General features: G+C 32.0%; 13 protein-coding genes. 2 read left to right on the top strand and 11 right to left on the bottom strand.

All coding sequences use genetic code 11. From position 1 onward, the window contains the following. Positions 1-83 precede the first annotated feature (83 nt). Both dnaN and IM744_RS09160 read left to right on the top strand, forming a co-directional pair. The gene (dnaN, locus tag IM744_RS09165; protein ID WP_194507827.1) at positions 84-1,202 is read left to right on the top strand and encodes a DNA polymerase III subunit beta; all 1,119 of its coding nucleotides are present in this window, start codon (positions 84-86) and stop codon (positions 1,200-1,202) included. Positions 1,203-1,325: 123 nt separating this feature from the next. Next, positions 1,326-1,568: a hypothetical protein gene (locus IM744_RS09160; protein WP_194507826.1), complete on the top strand. Its 243-nt coding sequence runs from the start codon at positions 1,326-1,328 to the stop codon at positions 1,566-1,568. Between the two features lie 94 nt (positions 1,569-1,662). Here the strand turns inward: IM744_RS09160 and IM744_RS09155 are convergent, their stop codons facing one another. The 11 genes from IM744_RS09155 to IM744_RS09105 form a co-directional block, all read right to left on the bottom strand. Beyond that, entirely contained in the window at positions 1,663-1,998 is a 336-nt protein-coding gene (locus tag IM744_RS09155) for a DUF4870 domain-containing protein (protein WP_194507825.1), read from the bottom strand. Positions 1,999-2,148: 150 nt separating this feature from the next. Continuing rightward, complete coding sequence (locus tag IM744_RS09150; protein ID WP_194507824.1) at positions 2,149-2,307, bottom strand: hypothetical protein; 159 nt, start codon at positions 2,305-2,307, stop codon at positions 2,149-2,151. A 121-nt stretch (positions 2,308-2,428) separates the two neighbouring features. Further along, complete coding sequence (locus IM744_RS09145) at positions 2,429-5,182, bottom strand: PQQ-dependent sugar dehydrogenase (protein WP_194507823.1); 2,754 nt, start codon at positions 5,180-5,182, stop codon at positions 2,429-2,431. Between the two features lie 144 nt (positions 5,183-5,326). Further along, positions 5,327-5,920: a methyltransferase domain-containing protein gene (locus IM744_RS09140; protein ID WP_194507822.1), complete on the bottom strand. Its 594-nt coding sequence runs from the start codon at positions 5,918-5,920 to the stop codon at positions 5,327-5,329. Then, a complete protein-coding gene (locus IM744_RS09135) occupies positions 5,921-6,718 on the bottom strand; it encodes a sulfite exporter TauE/SafE family protein (RefSeq protein ID WP_194507821.1) in 798 nt (265 codons plus the stop codon). It abuts the gene before it with no gap. Between the two features lie 109 nt (positions 6,719-6,827). Continuing rightward, a complete protein-coding gene (locus IM744_RS09130; protein ID WP_194507820.1) occupies positions 6,828-7,835 on the bottom strand; it encodes a LacI family DNA-binding transcriptional regulator in 1,008 nt (335 codons plus the stop codon). 75 nt (positions 7,836-7,910) lie between these two features. Then, positions 7,911-10,010, bottom strand: a complete 2,100-nt coding sequence (locus IM744_RS09125) for a thioredoxin domain-containing protein (RefSeq protein ID WP_241738304.1) — start codon at positions 10,008-10,010, stop codon at positions 7,911-7,913. 153 nt (positions 10,011-10,163) lie between these two features. Beyond that, entirely contained in the window at positions 10,164-11,897 is a 1,734-nt protein-coding gene (locus IM744_RS09120) for a T9SS type A sorting domain-containing protein (RefSeq protein WP_194507818.1), read from the bottom strand. A gap of 428 nt (positions 11,898-12,325) precedes the next feature. After that, entirely contained in the window at positions 12,326-15,622 is a 3,297-nt protein-coding gene (locus IM744_RS09115) for a VCBS repeat-containing protein (protein WP_194507817.1), read from the bottom strand. Between the two features lie 62 nt (positions 15,623-15,684). After that, positions 15,685-18,006: a T9SS type A sorting domain-containing protein gene (locus tag IM744_RS09110; protein ID WP_194507816.1), complete on the bottom strand. Its 2,322-nt coding sequence runs from the start codon at positions 18,004-18,006 to the stop codon at positions 15,685-15,687. Positions 18,007-18,071: 65 nt separating this feature from the next. Next, a complete protein-coding gene (locus tag IM744_RS09105) occupies positions 18,072-18,956 on the bottom strand; it encodes a glycoside hydrolase family 17 protein (RefSeq protein WP_194507815.1) in 885 nt (294 codons plus the stop codon). Positions 18,957-18,980 lie beyond the last annotated feature (24 nt).

Raw genomic sequence — 18,980 nt, 5'->3', positions numbered from 1 at the left:
TGTTTTATAAAACAATCACTTTAAGATATATTTGTAAGACACAATTTGTTGTGTTCTTATTATAAAAATAATAGAATATACGTATGAAATTTATAGTATCCAGTACATATTTACTCAAGCAATTACAAGTATTAGGTGGAGTTATCAATAGCTCAAACACATTACCTATTTTAGATAATTTCTTATTCGAGTTAAAAGATTCAAAATTAACAGTTTCATCAAGTGATTTAGAGACTACCATGTCTTCTACTCTTGATGTTGAAAGTGATGTAGATGGTAGTATTGCATTGCCTGCACGTTTACTTTTAGATACTTTAAAAACGTTTCCTGAACAACCTTTAACGTTTGTTGTTGAAGAAAACAATACTGTTGAGATTAGTTCAAATCATGGTAAATATGCGTTGGCTTATGCAGATGGAAATGAGTTTCCTAAATCTGTTGAATTAGACAACCCTAGTACAACAACTATTTCTGGAGATATATTAGCAACTGCAATTAGCAAAACTATTTTTGCTGCAGGTAATGATGATTTAAGACCAGTAATGAGTGGTGTATTTTTTCAATTTTCTACGGAAGGATTAACATTTGTAGCAACAGATGCTCACAAATTAGTTAAATACACTCGTGAAGATGTTAAGGCTGATCAAGTTGCAGAATTTATCATGCCTAAGAAACCTTTAAATTTATTAAAAGGAATTCTTGCTGCTTCTGATGATGCTGTAACTATTGAGTACAATGATTCTAATGCAAAATTTACTTTTGAGAATACTATTTTAGTTTGTCGTTTAATTGATGGAAAATATCCTAACTACGAAGCGGTAATTCCTAAAGAAAATCCAAATAAATTAACAATTGACAGAACACAGTTTTTAAATTCGGTTCGTCGTGTGAGTATCTTCTCAAATAAGACAACACACCAAATACGTTTAAAAATTGCTGGAGCTGAATTAAATATTTCTGCGGAAGATATTGATTACTCTAACAAAGCAGAAGAGCGTTTAACTTGTGATTATCAAGGTGACGATATGCAAATTGGATTTAACTCTCGTTTCTTAACTGAGATGCTGAACAACCTAAACGCAGATAACGTACAATTAGAAATGAGTTTGCCAAACAGAGCAGGAATCTTAACACCTGTAGATGGTTTAGATGAAGGTGAACATGTAACAATGTTGGTAATGCCAGTGATGTTAAATAGCTAAAGAATTCCTGTGAAAGCAGGAATCAATAGGTTGAAAAAGCGATTCCTTTCAGAAAAATAAAACGAACGCAACTCTTAAGAGTAATATCAGTTTTCAAATTTTTAGAAGAAATCTCAAATAATAATGGGAAAGAAAATTTTAGGGTATTTATTTTTACTTTTCGGAATACTTTGTGTTTTTAGTTTTATAGGAAATGTTATAGGTCTATTCATAGGTAGAAAAGGAACATCAACTACTGCATCTTTTGAAATAATAGGAGCAATTGTAATTACTGCTATTCTTGGTTATTTATTTTTCAAATATGGGAACAAATGGACTAGAAAAAAATCAAAAGTTAAAGATGAAATAGATTCTATTGGAAGCTAACAAGTTTGTTTTATTTCCGAAGAAAAAATATAATCAAATAAAAAACGCGCACTTAAAAAGTGCGCGTTTCCATTTTATCTCCATTTAAAAATAACTAACTAATAAAATTAAGAGATAAAGGATATTTTGGTGATTCTCCATGACTTGCTCTAATAGCATTTATAATTGGAAAAATGAATGATAATAGACATAAGGCTAATAATCCAAAAATGCCAACAATTACAAATACCAATGGAATACAAATGATACTATATATTAACATGCTTAACTGGAAATTCACAATATTTTTACCTTGTTGATCCATGTTATAGACGGTTTCTTTTTGAGTTGCCCAAATAACTAAAGGCACTATAAGTCCGCCAAATCCAGTAATAAAAGTCAGTAATTGACTTAGATGGGTTAACACTAAAAGTTGATTGTCTTGTCTCATGATATTATTGATTTTGATTTGATTGATTACCTATATGACGCAAACATTCTCAAAATGTTACATATTTTAAATATTAATATTTAAAATATGTTTTATAAAAAATGAGAGTGCATGAGACACTCTCATCTAATTTTTCTCATAAACCAATATTTAATCTTTAGTTTCTGTGTCTGCCTCTATCTCCTTTTTACCACTACTAGCCATAGCTTTAATTAAAAAACCAACAAGAGCTAAGCAGACCAAAGCAAAAACAACAACCATTATTATGGTCACATTAGTATTGTATAAAGCTATATTTTGAAACATCATAATTTTAAATTTAATGTAGTAAAATTACAAACCGTTGTATAAAGAAAATATGATAAATATCATTAAAATACAATTTCTCACAACTTAAAAAAGCGAATAGCATTACCAATTGATTTTTTTATTATTGGATTACTAATTTCTTTATTTCTGTTTTAGATCCTGAAATTATTTTAACCAGATACAAACCAGGTTCTAATTCAAATTCAATTTGTCTTCCGTTGCTAACTGGTCTTTTAAATATTCTTTGTCCTGCAATATTATAGACTTCCATAACACTGTCATCTTTTAATCCTTTAAAATAAATATATTGATTTGTTGGATTTGGATACATGATTACATTTGTATCTTCAAATTCAGGATTACTGAGAGTATCATCAACTATAAATGTCGCAGTTGTAAGTGTTGAATTCCCACATTCATCAGTCAACTCAAAATTTACTAAAACTGAATCTGGACATAAAATAGTTGCAGATCCATCGTGAGTTACTGTTGCTGTTCCGCAATTATCAGTTCCAGAAAAACTCTCAAGCCAAGTTTCAAACTCCATTTGATTATTAGAAGAACATTGTACTGTCATATCTATTGGGATATTATCCCACTCTGGATTAGTAGAATCAATAACAGTCAATGTCTGAATATGAGTGCTAACATTACTACATTCATCTGTTGCTGTCCAAGTTCTTGTAATTACATGCTCACCTGAACATGATCCAGCTACAGTATTTTCGGTAAAAGAAACGTTTGCTGTTCCGCAAGTATCGTTTGCTGTTAATGTTTCTGCGGAAGGAATGGTTTCATCACATTCATAAGTAACATCTTGAGGCAGAGACTCATTAAATGTTGGATTACCACTATCCTCAACTGTTATAGTTTGTTCATGAACGGTTTGGTTGCTACACTCATCTGTTGCTGTCCAAGTTCTTGTAATTACATATTCTCCCGAACATGATCCAGTTGCTGTACTTTCAGTATAGTCAACGTTTGCTGTTCCGCAAGTGTCATTTGCTGTTAAAGTTTCCGCAGTTGGAATAGCATCACATTCTACGGTTGTATCTGCTGGTAACGTTTCGTTGAAATTAGGATCTGTATTGTCTTCAATAGTAAATGTAGCATCTTTAGTGATTTGATTTCCGCAGTCATCTGATAAAGTAAATGTGACTGTTTCAGATCCTGTGGCACCACAAAGGTCTGATAATCCGCTACTATTATTTGTAATCGTTACATTTCCGCAGGACACCGTTCCCGAAAAACTATTGAGCCATGTTGAATAATCTCCTCCTGGATTTGACGTGCCATCACATTCTACGGTCATATCAATTGGTTCATTAGTCCACGTTGGAACAGTAAAAGATAACCTATGAAGTGTTCCATCAAAAATATTGACATAAAACACAGAACCATCTAATGGGTTTTGCATCATATGTACAATACCGTTACCAAAATTAATAGGTGCTAATTCTGAAATATCACTAATCCAATTTTGAGTTCCATCAGTTAGTGTTGCAACATTGATCCAATTTCTAATATAATCTGTGAATAGATATTTTCCGTTCATACTACTTCCTAAAGCATCACCTTTTATATAAACACCTGTAATAGCAGTATTACCTATAAACTCAATTCCTGTTGTTGGAGAACCTACTGTGCCAACACGAGGATTGGTTGGAGTTGTACCATCAAACCATGGCACTCGAGCCTCATAAATACTACCATGTTTCCATGCTACTTCTGGTCTATCGTGAACAAAACGTCTTAACGCAGGATCTGGATTATCAACAAACGATGTTGGCTGCGGGCAATTATTCACAAAAAGCACATTGCCTTCATCTGGATTTGTTGCACCACTATTATAATATCCATAATGTTTCGTTTGACCTTCGTATAGAGGCCATCCTCCATTTAATCCTCCTTTATCAAAGATGTGCAAATCTTCCCATGCTGTCCAACCTACATCTGCTACTTGGATAATACCTGGATTTCCATCATTAGGATTCGTGCTTCCAGTATCAGGTTGAATAGACATTCTAAACGGGTGACGTAAACCCATTGCCCACATTCTAGATTCTGGAGCTCGTGGATTTGATGCATCATAGTGAGGGTTTGATGGAATTCCATCTCCTGTAACAGGATCTAAACGCAACACTTTTCCGCAAAGTGAAGTAATCATCTGACTTCTAAAAGCGCCAACATTTTCTTCTGGACGCATAATGCCATCATTGATTGCTTGTTGCCAATATGTTTCATTAGCACTACCAGTATCTAACGAATCATAACTTGCATTGTCTCCTGTTGAAACTAAAAGTGTACCATCTTTAGCAAAAATAACGGTTCCTCCAGCATGAGATTCATAGGTTAATGGTACTCCTGTTGATATCGATTCACCTATAAGCACAGTTCTAGAATTGTAATCTGTAGTTAAAGGACTCGCTCCAATATTAAGTTGATAGCGTGTTAATCTACTTATAGATGCTTCATAATAATCATTATTGTTTGGGTCATAACTTGGTGTGCCATAATTCATCAAATGTTCTCTATCTACCATGTAATACATATAGACCAAGCCATTAGTTTCAAAATTTGGATCAAGACAAAAGCTCTGAAATCCAAAATCTCTCCAATCTCCTACTTCATCAGAAATATCTAAAACTGGTGTTGCCTGCTTTACATAGTTAGTACCATCCCAGTTAGATACATAAACAAGACCACTTTTTTCCCATACAAACATTTTTGTACCGTCCTGGTTAAACACAGAACCCATTATTAGATTATAACCAGACTGGACTTCTGTCACAGAATATCCTGCAGGCAATTGCGCAAAAACATTAAAAACAAAACTGAAGAAAAAAGCACTTAAAAATAGTCGCTTATTTTTCAAAAAAAGTGTGTAGGTAAACATAATGTAATCATGTGTTTAATTAATAAAAATTTTAATCAGAATTTGGCGAAAGTAAAAAATACAATGTAATATTTAACCATTAATCAGGTAAAGTGCTAATATAAAAGTTAAGCATTATCATTGTTAGCGTTTAAGATTTTTTCCAACTACAAAAAATAACTCTTGACCTAATCTACTATGTATTGAATTGTAGCAATCTTCCATAATTTCAATCTCAAAAACGGGTTTAAAGAAATTAAGATAGACTTCCTTATTACCTCCAAAAGGTGGGCCTTTTTTATCTAAAGGTAGTTTAAATAATAAACCAAAAAGCTTACCATTAGGTGCTAAAAGCTCATTCATCTTAGTGACATAATCTGATCTAAGACTAGGATTTAGAGCACAAAAAAAAGTTTGCTCTAAAATAATATCAAAAGTCATATCGAGATCAAAAAAATTAGCATGAACTAACTGAGCATTTGGAAATTGAGGCACTCTAGATTTTATATTATTCAAAGCAGTTGTAGAAAGATCTAAAACATAGACATTTTTAAATCCATTATTGAATAGATACTCTGCTTCATAAGAGTTTCCACCTCCTGGAATTAGTATACGAAGTGATTTGTCCTTTATTTTATCAACATAGGCTTTAATTGGAGGTGACACTTCTCCTAAATCCCAACGATCGTCTTTATTTTGATAACGATTGTCCCAATATGATTCGTTAAGTGTTTCCATTTAAAATAATTCTTTATAAATAATATAGATACCCATAATTAGGACAAAATATCCAAATCCTTTTTTTAGTTTTTTTCCATCGATATAATTAGAAAGATAACTTCCTATAAAAATACCAACAACTGATAAAGTTGTAAAACTTAAAAGAAACGTCCAATCAATCTCTAAGTTTTCTACATCTCCTATAAAACCAATTAAGGATTTAATAGCAATTATCAAAAGCGATGTTGCAACTGCTTTTTTCATTGGTAATTTGGCGAGTAAAACTAACGCTGGAATAATTAAAAAACCACCTCCTGCTCCAACAAGTCCTGTTATGGTTCCAACCACAAAACCTTCTAGAGTAATAAGTGGATAATTAAATTTAAAGTCTTTAGAAGTTTGAGTCGTTTCCTTTCTCGTTAAAATCATTGAGATAGAAGCTAGAAGCATAATGATAGCAAAAAATACCATTATTGCGATATCTTTTGTGAGTGTAAAATTTCCGAAGGTTACAATTTCTGAAGGAATTGCAGGTACCACATATCTTCTTGTAATATATACTGCTATAAATGCAGGAAATGCAAAAACAATAGCTGTTCTAAAATCTACTAAGCCTTTTTTTATATTTTGAATTGCACCAAATGTAGAAGACACTCCAACAACAAACAGTGAATAAGCAGTTGCAGTCACAGGATTTATAAACAATAAATAAACCAAAATAGGAACCGTTAATATTGAACCTCCTCCTCCAATGAGTCCTAAAACCACACCAATTATAAGTGCTCCAAAATATCCTAAAATTTGTGTGATATCCATTAATGCAAAACTAAACATTAATTGCTTAAAAAGGTATTCTGTTTGATAGCAAAAAGTGCTTACTATTAAATGCAATAATTTTGTGATTGTTAAAATTTCCGAAGAAAAATTACTTGGTCGTACCTCTTAAGATGAGCTTCGCTTTAATAGTTTTAGTTGTGTTTTGAACAGAAGATTTATCTTTTAACTTATTAATTAGCATTTCTACAGAAGCTTTCCCAATATCTAAAGTATGCTGAGAAACGGTTGATAATTTTGGATCTGTAAACTGGAGTACATTCTCGTCTGAAAACCCTATTATAGAAAGATCTTTAGGGACATTAATATTGAGTTTTAATGCTTTATGTAAGGCAATAACACCAGTTGTGTTGTCAACAGCTACAATACCGTCAATTTTTTTATTTTTAGTTAATAATGCTTCTATTCGTTCTTCTATAGATTCGTCATGTGAAATAGTAATGCAGTTAGGCTCTTCATTATATGTAGTGTCGTCATCAAGAGCTTTAAAATAACCTTTGGCTCTCAATTTACCTACACTTAGCTCATCAATTCTACTTAAAAGGATGATGTTTTTTCTGCCTTCGGAAAGGAGATACTTTGTCGCTTCATAAGCTGCACCAAAATCATCAATAATAACTTTACCGCAATCTATATCATCTGACACTCTATCAAATAAAACAATTGGGATATTTTGATTCAAAATAGCATTAATATGATCTACTTTGTTGGCGACTTGTGTTTCTTCTGCAATTGACATGATGAACCCATCAACACTTCCGTTTGACAATAATTGAAGACTATTTATTTCTTTAGAATGCTTTTCATTAGATACACAGGTAATAATATTATAACCTTGCTTTGTAGCTTCTTGCTCAATAGCAAACAATGCTTTAGCAAAAAAATGATTTAATATATTAGGTATAATAACACCTATTGTATTGGTTTTGCTATTTTTTAAACTTACTGCTAATTGGTTAGGCTTATAATTTAAAAATTTTGCTAATGCCTTAACACGCTCTATAGTATCTGGACTAATTTCATTACTATCATGCAACGCTTTAGAAACTGTTGATATTGAAACGTTGAGCTGTTCTGCTAAGTGTTTTAATGTAACCATTGTGTATATAATAACTTGTTCTTAATAATCTTTTATGACCTAATATAAATTCTATTCTAGAGTAAAATTACGCATTTACTTTAATAATTGCTCAACAGCTGCTCTTGTACTTTCTACAGGTAATTTACAAGCACCATTAACACAAACATAAATATAGGTGTCATCTTCAATAAATCTACTTTCCATAATAGGTAAATTACTTTCACTAACTGATCCTGCAATTAAAATATTAGGCAAATAGTAATGATTAACTTCATTAATTTTATCTAACGCATTTGCTCCAGAAATTGCAACTTCATAATACGGATTAGAATAATTTAAATATAATGAGAGCCAATTTGAATATGCAGATGGCGAACTTTTAAATTGGTCGTTCATATTACTAAGCATTTGTTTAGACATCGCTGCATATTCATTATTTGAGTAATAATGACTTAATTTAAATAAATTTTCTGCTAAAACAGAATTTGAAGATGGAATCACATTATCTATAACTTCAATCTTTCTTGTTATTAAATTTGTCTCAGTATCTGGTGTGAAATAAAACATCCCACTCTCCTTATCAACAAAATGAGTAATACTATACTCCATAAGATCATTGGCTAAATTTAACCAATTTTCATCTAAGGTTACTTGATATAATTCGATATAAGCAGAAATGGTATGTGCATAATCTTCAGAAAAACCTTCAATAGTACTTTTTCCATTTTTATAATTATGAAACAAAGAACCGTCTTCATTGATTTGATTTTCTTTAATGAATTTAGCATTTTTAATGGCTTTATCTAAATACGTTTTATCACCAATAACTCGGTATGCATTTATATAAGATTTTAGCATTAAAGCATTCCAAGATGTGAGTACTTTGTCATCTGTTCTTGGTCTATTTCTTTTGTTTCTAACTTTAAAAAGGTTTATTTTCCAGTCTAGTATTTTTTTATTAAAATCTTCTTCGGAAATATTATAATTTTTCAAAAACTCGCTGTTGGTTTTCGTTTTAAATAATATATAATGATTTTTCTCCCATTTCCCAGTTGGATTAATATTATAGTAAGATTTAAACATTTGAAAATCATCTCCTAATTCAGTTTGCAACTCTTCTTTAGTCCAAACATAAAATGCACCTTCTTCTAATTCTCCTTCTTTTGTTTTGCTATCTGCATCTAGTGAAGAATAAAATGCACCTTCTTCTTGAGTTAATTCTCTCTCAACAAATTCCAACGTTTCTATTACAACGGTTTTATAAGACTCATTTTTAGTGAGTTGATACGCATTAGCATAAAGACTTACTAATTGTGCATTATCGTAAAGCATTTTCTCAAAATGAGGAACATGCCATCTATCATCAACCGAGTATCTTGAAAAACCTCCTCCAATTTGATCATAAATGCCTCCATTAGCCATTTTATCTAAGGTAGTTAATACAAAATCTTGAACATTTTTATTCTCATATTGATAACTGTAACGCAATAAGAAATCTAAATTACTAGGCATTGGGAATTTAGGTGCTTTTTTTTGCCCGCCATTCTGAAAATCTAAATATGCTCTCCATTGCTTAACCATCGTTTTTATTGCCAATGGATTAAATTCAACATTTTCTTTATTAATTGTAATTAAGTCTGAATTTTTAACGCCTTCTGTAAGTTGTTCTGCAAACGCTATAACTTTATCTGGATCATTTTTATATAAAGTAGACATGTCTTCTAAAATTTTAGTCCACTGTTTTTTTGTAAAATATGTACCTCCAAAAACAGGTCTTCCATCTGGCAATGTGATGCAGTTTAAAGGCCATCCTCCACTTCCTGTCATTAATTGAACAGCATTCATATAAATTTGATCTACATCTGGTCGTTCTTCTCGATCTACTTTAATACTGATAAAATTATCATTCATTATTTTAGCCACCGAATCATTTTCAAAACTCTCCTCTTCCATGACATGACACCAATGACAAGCAGAATAACCTACAGATATGACTATAAGCTTATTTTGATCTTTTGCTAATTGTAATGATTCATTATTCCATGCTTTCCAATCTACTGGATTATATGCATGTTGTAGTAAATATGGACTAGTCTCATTTATTAAATCGTTAGCATTTTTCTTGTTTTCACCATTATCTTTTGATGATGCAGTACCTGAATTGTTTTTTTGAGAACAACTAAGTACTAACATAAATAAACATGCTATAAAGACTAAATTTTTAAACATATTGTTTTAATTAATAATTGACCATGTAAAGTTAGTTCATCTAAATTTAATTAATAAAAAAAGCGTGTCTATAAAAAATAAACACGCTTTAATATTTTTATAGATATTAAAATCTATTTATTCTTTAATAAGTCTAATAGTTTTAGAACCATTATCACTTGCAATTTTAGCAAAATACATTCCAGAATTTATTGTAGATGCATCAATTACTATTTCATTTTGATTAGGTGATAAAGACATTACTTTCTTACCTAAAATATCATATACTACAACAGTGTTTATACTTATGCTGCTAGAGATATTCCAATTATCATTTGTAGGATTAGGATAAGCACTAAATTGAGCTGTATCAAATTCATTAACAGATAATGGATTTTGGGTTAATATTAAATTATCAAAAAACACAGTACCAGGATCTGTTACTACTTGCATGAATGCATCACATTTCCATTGAAAAAAGTGAGTACTTGCAAATCCTATATTTGTAAAATATGACATTGGTATTGATACCTGAGTCCATTGACCAGTAACAACAGCTTCTTGTGTTCCAATTTCATAAGTGTGTTCTGTAACACCTCCATTATTACTTATCATATTAAATTGAAAACCTGGTACACCTGGTTGCGCCCAATACATAAAATTAACATAATTATAAGCAGAAACATCGTCTGGACCACCTTCTCCTTGTCCCCATCCTGCAAATGCAAAATTAAATTTCAATGCTTTATTTTCTCCTGTTCCTGGATCTAAATCTGGTTCACCTTCAATTGTCCCAAAAGAATATGCAACTGGGAATACTGTAGTATAACCATTTGTATCATTATATATGCTGTAAGTTTCACCATTTGGTACACTTGGTATAGGTGCAGCTTCTGGATCTTCAACTGGCACTACGTTTGTAGCTCCTGCAAAATCATCAACTAAATAAGTATCTTGACCTGTAGAACCAGCGTCTGTAAAAAGAATCATTTTAGCATAGTTTCCTAATCCAGCAGGAAAATCTAAGCTTATATTTTGCCATCCAGTTCCAGTCGTATTAAATGCAACCTCTGCGTCTCCAGTTGTACCTTGTTCAAACTTTAATAAGTGGTTGTTACTACCAGTACCATTTAGCGGATTAATTCTAAAAGAAATCGTGTTATTGGCATCATCTGAAAGATTCACATTTTGAGCAAAGATTATTTGCGCATTATCCCAATCTCCTCCTCCACTAGTAACTTGCATAACATCATCTGTTGCATCATCAGGATCTGTTGTTAAACTTGTAACAGCTCCTTCTCCAGAAAACAACTCATAAGTATCACTAAAATCTATAGGTAAAAAAGCTTCAGGTGGTGGTGGTGGTGCTATATTAGTACCTCCTGCAAGATCATCAACCAAATAGGTATCTGAAACACCAGCACTAGCATCTCCAGCATCGGTAAAAATCACTATTCTTCCATAATTTCCTAAACCAGCAGGAAAGTCAAGGCTTATATTTTGCCAGTCAGTACCTGTTGTCGTAAATGCAAGTTCTGTATTTCCAGTAGTACCATCTTCAAATTTTAATAGGTGATTTCCACTACCTGTTCCATTAACAGGCTTAATTCTAAAGGTCATCGTATTATTACCATCGTCTGAGAGATCTACATTCTCTGCAAAATTAATTTGGGCATTATCCCATGGAGCAGCAACACCATCTATTTGCATGACATCATCACTGGCATTATCAGGATCTGTTGTTAAACTAGTCGCAGCACCTCCATCTCCGTTCATCAATTGAATTGGGTCGCTAAAGTCAAAAGGTAAAGATTGTGAGTACCCAAGTGAAATTGTCATGAGGGTAACCATTAATGTAATTTTTTTCATCATAATATTCTGTTTTAATTAATTAAATGAAAATTATAATTCATAGTAAGTTTTTAGCAAACTATTATAATAACTATAATTTGAATATCTGAAATTTAGGGTGATATATTGCGAAATCCTATATAATTGACACTACAAAAAGCATACATCGCAATAATATTATGTTTTTATTACCAACTTAATAATTACCTCAATAACAATAGGCCTTTTAAGCATCTTCTATGTTTATTAAAGTTTATTAGTTATTAGCAAAATTTAACCTTGTATGGCTAATGTTGTGGTAGATGTAATAGCTGTATTGCTTGAGATAATTACTTATATAGATGATTTTATATGTAAAAAGACATTTGGTTCTAAATTCGTAAAAAAACTTATATAAAAAAACAAGACTTTGTAGAATCCTCAAATTGATATTATAAAAAAGAAGACTGCTAATTATTAAAACTAAAAACAGAAACTGCAGCATTACTATTTGTAATAATTAACAAGCTTCTATTGCTTTGTTTTATAATTTTAACATCTCTACTATCAAATGGAAGGTATAAACCGCTATCTAAAGACGATACATTTGTAAAATTATTTTGCCCATCATTGAATAGAAGATTACCAATTCCTGCATCATAGCGAGTTGTTTCAACTTCTACTCCGTAGTGGTTTCCAACAGTTAAAATGTCTTGATAGCCATCACCATTAAAGTCCATTACTATTGATGATTTCATAGGTGTAAGTTGAGCTTGTATAGGTAAAGATTTTCTAACAAGTTGACCTCCTTCATTAATTAAAATAATACTTTCAAAACTTTGTATTTCATAAACAACACCTTCTTCTACTTTATCTTCAGGCAGAATATCTATTAATTTTGAGGAAGCAAAACTGTGGTAATCTTTAAACTTATCTGCAACATAAGGCATTTGCTGACTAGTGCACTCTCTTCCTCTTAAAGGAACATAATCATCCTTATAGAATTTTGCAAGCACGATGTCATTAGTTCCATTATTATCAAAATCATTTACATAAGCCTTAAAAGGATGCTCTTTAGATGCTTTGAATTTGTTATTTAATCCAAGATTTCCAACAATATAGTCATCATCACCATCTCCATCTATATCTTTAGCGCTTATAGACCACCATAAACCTCTTGTATTATTTAAATCAAATTTTTCAGAGTTATTTACAAACGTACCATTGGTGTTTTCTAGTACTTTTATTTCCATCCACTCACCAACAATCATTAAATCATCATCACCATCTTTATCAATATCTGTAAAAACAGCATCTGTAACCATACCCATATTATCCATATCTACAGCCACATTTGCAGAAGCTTTTGTATAGGTCCCTTTATCATTAATAAGAATATAACTACTAGCTGGAAACCCATATTTTCTAGATATAAGTCTGGTTCCAATAAACAAATCTAAATCACCATCATTATCAATATCTGATGCCTTAACACAAACTGTACTTTCATAAATTTCAGGTAGCGCTTTTTCATTTTTAGTGAATTGCCCCAAACCATCGTTGATATATAATCTATCTTTTAACAAGATATTTCCTTGAGCATATTCGCTACCACCACTTGTAATGTATAAATCTAAATCTCCATCTCCATCAACATCCAAAAATAATGCACCAAGATCTTCCGCGTCTTTATCTTGTTTCCATGGTTGAGATGAGCTTTTTACGAAACTCTCATTTTGATTTTGGATATAAAGAACTCCTCCTTGACCTACTGCTCCACCAATAAATAAATCTTCTAAACCATCATTGTTAACATCTGCTATAGTTGTAAAAGGACCATTTTGTGAAATATTATGTGGTAATAAAACTTCTTCTTCATATTCATTGAAATCATTTTCTTGATGAACAAATGAAATACCTAAATCTGCTGCTTTAGCTTGCTTAAATATTGTTTCTTTATTAGTAGGTGTTTTTGAAATAGTTTTAGCTTTAGAATATTTCGCTGTTAATTCTATATTAGCATTTACATTTTCAAAAATATTGGTTTTACCATCTGGCCAAATAACTTCTACCTTACTTATTTCTGTATCTTTTCCTAATCCGAAAAACAAACCAGGTTCTACAGATGATAAATAACCACGAGTTACTGTATTTTCGGCAGTTTGTGTTTTGCTATTGTGATGAATAACAGCCTTTACACCATAACCAAATTTGTTATGTTCTGATCCATTTAATTTAACCTTAAGAAAATTACCATTTGTTTTATTTTCATAAACAAATGCCGATGCTTCCATATTGTTAACAACAACATCTAAATCGCCATCATTATCTAAATCACCATAAGACATACCGCTCGAAAAGCCTGGTGTATCAAAACCCCATTCCTCTTCCACTTTCTCAAATTTTAAGTCACCTGTATTTTTAAAAGCATGGTTAGATAATGGCACAGAAGGTGCCGATTTAGTCATAGCATAAAAGTCTTGAGAATCGGTTTTAAGTTTTTCATACAAACCTGTTAAAAAATCATTGTTTCTAACATCTTTCTTAACTCCGTTTGATATGATAATATCTTTAAACCCATCATTATCTAAATCCACTAATAGACCAGCCCAACTCCAATCTGTTTTGGCAATACCTGCAACATTAGCAATATCTGAAAAACTATTATTTCCATTATTTACTTGTAGTGTATTTGCCATGTATTGATAATGATTACCATCATTTACTAATGCATGAAACTTTTCAGCACTCATAGATCCCATGTTAGTCTTAGAACGATAATGATCATCAGAAGCCATATCTAGTGTGATGATATCCATCAACCCATCATTATTAATATCACCAGTATCTGTTCCCATACTAAATTGGGATATGTGTTTTAGGTTCTCATTAATTACGTTTTTAAACGTTCCGTCTCCATTATTATAATACAAAACATCAGGTTTATCATAATCATTAGCAATATATAAATCTGTCCAACCGTCATTATTAAAGTCAGAAGCACTAACACTTAATCCATAAGTCATATCTCTAGAAATACCGACTTCTTCGGAAACATCTTTATATTTTCCGTTATCATTTCTATACAATTTGTCTTTATAGAATACTTCGCGCTTTTTTGGAATGTTTGAATACCGTTTAAATAACCTTGCATCTGGAAGTTGATTGACTTGATACATATCTAAATCACCATCATTATCCATATCAAAAAATACAGCTTGAGAAGAAAATCCTGCATCTGCTAATCCATATGACATAGCCGATTCTGTAAAAGTCAAGTCTTGGTTATTAATGTATAGTTGGTTTTTTCGGTCTTCTGGGTTCATAGATTCCCCATTTCTGCTCACATAAATATCTAAATAGCCATCATCGTTGACATCTGCCATTGTTACTCCCCAAGACCAACCCGAATTTTTTGCTACTTTAGATTTTTTAGTAATATCTTCAAACTTTAAATCTCCTTTGTTTAGGTATAACCTATCAATGACTTGATTTCCGCAGAAAAACACATCAGGAAGACCGTCATTATTTATATCACCAATGGCTACACCAGCTCCACTATATAACTGGTTATAATACAAATGATTTACTTTTTCAGATTCTTTAATAGCATTGTTAAAATCTATTCCAGTTTTTTCAGCCGATAATAATTCAAAACCACCAACTAAAGTTTCGGGATATAAATCTCTTTTTGGCTCTTGATTACAGTTAAGAAATAATGAACAAATTGTGCTTATTATTACAAATTGAATCTTAGTGTCCTTCATAATTAATTTTAAATTAATTCATTTAGTAAAGATATGAAATTATGAAAACTGCGCTTATAGTATCATTTTTTTATCAATTTTACGGATTTTGTCCCTGCAACAGAACTTAATCTGACAAAATATATCCCGTTAGTTAATCCAGAAGCATCAATAGATACTGTCTCTGAATTCGGGGTTAGTGTTATTACTTGTTTTCCTAATACATTAAATATTTGAATTGAATTAATACTTTGATTACTTCTAATATTCCAAAAATTATCAGTTGGATTTGGATAAACATTAAACTCTGCCTTATTAAATTCATCTATTGCTAATGGCTCTCCTTTATAAAAATATAAATTATCTATATATATACCTTGTGTGGTTCCATTACCTCCTTCGAACTTAAACTGAATGGCACTCATAAGATTTTCCGTAATACCTGAAACAGAAATATCGATACTTTGCCATGCTCCATCTCCATTAGGTATAGCATTTGGGATTTCAGTACCTGAGCTTATTACCGCTATATTAGGTGATACACTATCAACAGTCCAAATATCTAAATGTAAAAATTCCATTTCAGATATATCATACGTTCCGTTAAACTCTATTCCTTGATAATTAAAATTTGGATATGCTAATACAACATTCCCTGACCCACCAGTACCTGTTGGTTCAAAATTTGAACTTGCACTTGTAAAACCACTTTGTGACCAGAATGGATTGTAATTAGCTCCTGATATATTATTATAAGCGTCACTAAAAATTGAAATAACATCTACAGCATTTCGTGCTGGTGGTGTTGGTGCATCCGTATTTGGTGCTCCAATATAAAATGATACTGTATAAGTCTTAGTTGTTGTACCATCTTGTGATGTTACAAAAACAGTTGCATCTCCAGGAATACTTGAAGCTTGAGTTATTGTTCTTGATGCTAAAGGGTCTGTAGTTGTAGCTAACGTGATTTGAGGTACTACTGTTGTTCCTCCAGGTAATTCAACCGAATAAGATTCCGAATTAGGAGTAAAACCAGAAACTGTAGTTCCACCAACCTGTAAATCACTTATAGTTGCATCTGTTCCTGCAGACGCAGCAGTTTTCCAAAAATATAAATTATCTACATATATACCTTGAGTAGTTCCATTACCACCTTCGAACTTAAACTGAATTACACTCAATGGATTACCAGTAATACCCGAAACAGGAATATCGATACTTTGCCATGCTCCATCTCCATTAGGTATAGCATTTGGAATTTCAGTACCTGAGCTTATTACCGCTATATTAGGTGCTACACCATCAACGGTCCAAATATCTAAATGTAAATATTCCATTGCAGATATATCATAAGTTCCATTAAACTCTACTCCTTGATAATTAAAATTTGGATATGCTAATACAACATTCCCTGATCCACCTGTTCCCGTTGGTGCAAAATTTGAACTTGCACTAGCAAAACCACTTTGTGACCAATTTGGATTGTAATTAGCATCTGATATATTATTATAAAAGTCACTAAAAACTGAAATAACATCTACAGCATTTCGTGCTGGTGGTGTTGGTGCATCCGTATTTGGTGCTCCAATATAAAATGATACTGTATAAGTTTTAGTTGTTGTACCATCTTGTGATGTTACAAAAACAGTAGCATCTCCAGGAATGCCTGGCGCTTGTGTTATTACGCTTGATGCCGAAGGATCTGTGGTAGTTGCTAAGGTAATTTGAGGTACTATTGTTGTTCCTCCTGATAACGGAAATGAATAGGATTCAGAGTTAGGAGTAAAACCTGGAATTGTAGATCCATCAACCTGTAAGTCACTCATGGTTGCATCTGTTCCTGCTGTTGCTGGGGTTTTCCAAAAATATAAATTATCTACGTAAATGCCTTGTGTATTTCCATTACCTCCATCGAACTTAAACTGAATTGCACTTGTAAGATCTCCTGTAATACCCGCAACCGGAATATCTATACTTTGCCATACTCCATCTCCGTTAGGAATAGGATTAGAAATCTCAGCACCAGAACTTATCACAACTATATTTGGTGCTACTCCATCAACGGTCCAAACATCTAAATGTAAATATTCCATTGCAGATATATCATAGGTTCCGTTAAATTCTACCCCTTGATAATTGAAATTTGGATAGGCTAATATAACATTGCCTGATCCTCCCGTTCCTGTAGGCTCATATGATGAACTTGCACTAGCATAACCACTCTGTGACCAGAATGGATTGTAATTAGCATCTGATATATTATTATAGGTGTCACTAAAAATTGAAATAATATCTACAGCATTTCGTGTTGGTGGTAATGGTGCGTCTATCGTTGGTGCTTGCGAAAATCCTAAGCTTGTTAGAAAAAGCAATAATATTAAAGTAATGTTATTAATTTTATTCATGTTATTCATGTTATTTATAGTTTATAAATTAATAATTCTGTTTTCAATTAGACAAAGTGTAATTCCTAATATTTCAATTTTTCATTTTTGTCCCAAAGTCCCCAATATGCACCAACATCTCCTTCTGTTCCAACTTTCCATGATTCATCAAAAGATGAAAAATAGAACATATCTATATTATCTTCTTTAGACCATTGTTGTGCATTGATAAAATACTTCATTGCATTTTCATATGATGGAAATGAGCCTTCAAAATTGGTGCCTTGATTTGGCCATCCTGATTCTGTAACAATTACTTTCTTTCCATTGGCTGCAGTGGTTGCCTGTGTAAACATTTCTTTCATATATAACAAAGAATATTCTAATGGACAGCCTTCCCAAAACGGGTAACAATTAGCAAGAATAACATCACAAGCTTCTGTAATTCTAGGTCTTTCTGTAAATTCGTAATAGGCATCTACATAGCCCATTGGCACATCTGGGATTGCTTGTTTTACTTGCTGCATAAAATCTAGCAATTCATCTTCGGTTAAATCTCCACGATACATGACTTCATTACCAACTGCAGCAATGTCGACATGGCCTTCTTTAGCTAACTTAATAAGACCAGCGATTTCACGCTTGTTAATGTCATCATCATCACCCAACCAAGCACCAACTAATGTTTTAATACCATATTCATGAGCTATTCTAGGAATTATCTCATTGCCATCTGTACACGAAAAAGTTCGAATCCATTTAGTATATGGCTTGATAATTTTCATTCGCCTACGGATTTGTTCTTCGGAAATTTCATCTCCTGCAGATTGTCCTTCTTCATAAGGACTAAAGCACAATCCATGGATTCCATTGTCTAATACTTCCTTAAATAATTTTTGTAATTCTTTATCTGATTTATTAGCAAGTTTCACACCTGCTAATGCCATTATTTTTCCTGCTCTAACTGACATTATATTTTTTTAAATATTTATTTA

It is taken from the genome of Psychroserpens luteus (assembly GCF_015319355.1).
In the GTDB taxonomy this organism is placed as follows: Bacteria; Bacteroidota; Bacteroidia; order Flavobacteriales; family Flavobacteriaceae; genus Psychroserpens; species Psychroserpens luteus.
The sequence above is the reverse complement of the archived record's forward strand: the minus strand, read 5'-3'. Positions and strand labels throughout refer to the sequence as shown.